This window comes from Bradyrhizobium sp. NAS96.2 (assembly GCF_001908235.1).
GTDB lineage: Bacteria > Pseudomonadota > Alphaproteobacteria > Rhizobiales > Xanthobacteraceae > Bradyrhizobium.
The window spans coordinates 1-2,472 of the sequence record NZ_LGHK01000428.1 but is presented as its reverse complement, the minus strand read 5'-3'; the positions used below and the strand labels follow the sequence as shown (position 1 = coordinate 2,472).

2 protein-coding genes are annotated in these 2,472 nt (G+C 55.8%); both read right to left on the bottom strand.

The features are described from left to right. Nucleotides 1–153: 153 nt before the first annotated feature. On the bottom strand, nt 154–363 hold the full coding sequence (locus tag AC628_RS43650) for a hypothetical protein (RefSeq protein WP_143202124.1): 210 nt from the start codon (nt 361–363) through the stop codon (nt 154–156). Nucleotides 364–499: 136 nt separating this feature from the next. Beyond that, nucleotides 500–2,287, bottom strand: coding sequence for a retroviral-like aspartic protease family protein (locus AC628_RS41740; protein ID WP_083633334.1), 1,788 nt, complete (start codon nt 2,285–2,287; stop codon nt 500–502). Nucleotides 2,288–2,472: the final 185 nt, after the last annotated feature.

The window sequence follows — 2,472 nt, the reverse complement described above, 5'->3', positions numbered from 1 at the left end:
ATGAGCTTAAGCTGGGTGTATTAAATTGGGAGAAACAGTCCGCGAGCAAATAGGATTGTCAGATGGACGAACGCGAACTCGACCTTCTCTGTGCGGTGTTCGACGGCGTAGTCGTGGCATCCTTCGGCTTGCTCGCCTTCGGCACATTTTTCCTTATGTCCATGTGACGCGCGTCCGGGCTTGTTGGAGGAAGGCGCGATTATAGCTCTGCGCCTTGTCGTAGCAGGCACGCTGAATAAAGCTGCTACGGGTAATGTCGGTGCACGCGAACGATTTGAGGTCGACCGCGCCGCGATATTTGACATCGACCGTTTCAGCGAGAGGAACCGATGTTGACAGCGCGAAGACGACGACCGACAGCACCCATGTATGTCGCGCTGCAGAATGTTTGGTGCGAATCGTTTGATGCATGGCTCTACCACTGGACGGGGAGGGTGTAGGGTTCGGGCGTGACTTGATCAGTCAGGACATCGATGAGATCACCCGCGAGTGTGAGACCTTATTGAAGGACAAGTTCGTGGGTTACGTTGTCCTGCGACCAAGACCTGAACCTATTCAAAAAGGACTGTCCAAGCAGCAAAGGGGCATTGGCGCGCGCGATGCTTGCGCGAACATTGGTCACCGTTCGATCTCCAACCTTCAAAGATCTGATGATAAATGTCCTCGATGAGACAATCGAACCATCAGCAAGGCGATGGTTTGTGGATCCAGTAAAGTCGCTTTCGTTGATCGTGCCGGTCCTCATCAATGTTTGAGCAACATCGGCTGGGATCGAAACGTCAGAGGCTCCACTGTCAACAACGAAGTTTAACTTCAGGGTATCGTTTATGAGAGCGGGCACGAAAAAGGTCCCATTGCCTGAAACCATCCTCACGCGCGCGTCGCCCGCGGATAGTTCGGTCACTATCTGAGTTGCCGCGGGCCGAACTCCAATGAGACGGGCCAATGCCGCTTGGGCAAAACGATTTCCGTGATCTGCGGCTAGCCTGTACAGGCGGACGGCTTCGCGCTCATCTTTTACTAACCCGCCATCGCCGCGCTCGTATGCAGCTCCTAGATTTGCCTGACCTTGAGCGTTGCCCCCCTCTGCAGACATTTTGAAAAACCGTACAGCCTCTACAACATCTTTCGGCAGTCCTCCGGCCCCAGCCAAATAGGCAAGTCCTAAATTCGCCTGCGCCTGCGCATTCCTGTGTTCTGCTGCGAGCTTATAAAGCCGTACAGCTTCGGTCTCGTCCCTAGTTAACCCACCGGAGCCGCGCAAATACGCAGCGCCCAAGTTATTTTGCGCCTGATCGTTGCCTTGTTCAGCTGACAGCTTGTAGAGACGCACAGCTTCACGCTCGTCTCTTGCTAGCCCGCCCGCTCCATGCTCATAGGCAAACCCGAGGTTCACCTGGCCAACGGCGTTACCTTGGTCAGCCGAAAGCTTAAAAAGTCGTACGGCTTCACGCTCGTCTTTTGATACCCCTGCGTGACCTCGCGCGTAGGCAAGCCCCAGATAAGCCTCTCCGAGAGCATTACCTTGGTCGGCCGATAATTTGTACAGTCGGCCCGCTTCGCGTTCATCTTTGGTGACTCCGCCGCGTCCCTCGAGATAAAAGATCCCTAGATAGACTTGCGCGAAGGCGTTACCGCGCTCTGCTGCCGTTCTGTATAGACGGGCGGCCGTGTACTCATCCTTGGCTAAGCCGCCCCGTCCCGTTTGATACAATCTGCCGAGATTATATTGCGCCGGCGCGAAGCCCTGATCTGCGGAAAGCCTGAAAAGACGGGCGGCTTCACTATCACTTTGGGCAAGCCCGCCACGTCCCGCTAGATAAAGAACTCCAAGGTCGTTTTGACCTTGCGCGTTCCCGTGATCTGCAGCGAATTTCGAGAGGCGGAGCGCTTCGGCGTCATCCTTCGGGATGCCGCCCTCTCCAATCAGATAGAGCGACGCCAGGTTGGCCGCGCCTTGAACGCTGCCACCCTCGAACGCCTTGGCGTATTGCAGCCGAGCCGCATCAACGTTCTTTGCGGCCTGATATGCCCGACCTAGCTGCAGGGCAATCCTGGGATCTTTTGGGGCGACCTTCGCTGCGCGTTCGCATGCATCGATTGCGACCTGTGCGACGATCTTTTCAGAACTGACGCCAGCGACTCCCGCTGGTCGCGTCCTATCAAATGGATGAGCCGCAACTTGATCGCAGGCTGCTAGAAGTTCAACGATTGGCTTCTCGGCGGCGGAAATAGAGGAACAACTGAATCCAATCAAGAGTCCGACGGAAATATAAATTAGCCTCACCGCACTCCTCCTGTGAGACGAACTGAAAGTGTTTTCGCTACAATAAGACCAAGCCTATCCCTCCGGCTCGCTCCTGCCAATGCCGGATGTTCGGGAAGATGTGCGGCGCCAAGGCGAAAACTCTCGGTTGATTAAGAGATCCCGCCCGACGGACACGCTCGCCCGCCACAGTATCCCTTCGCCCG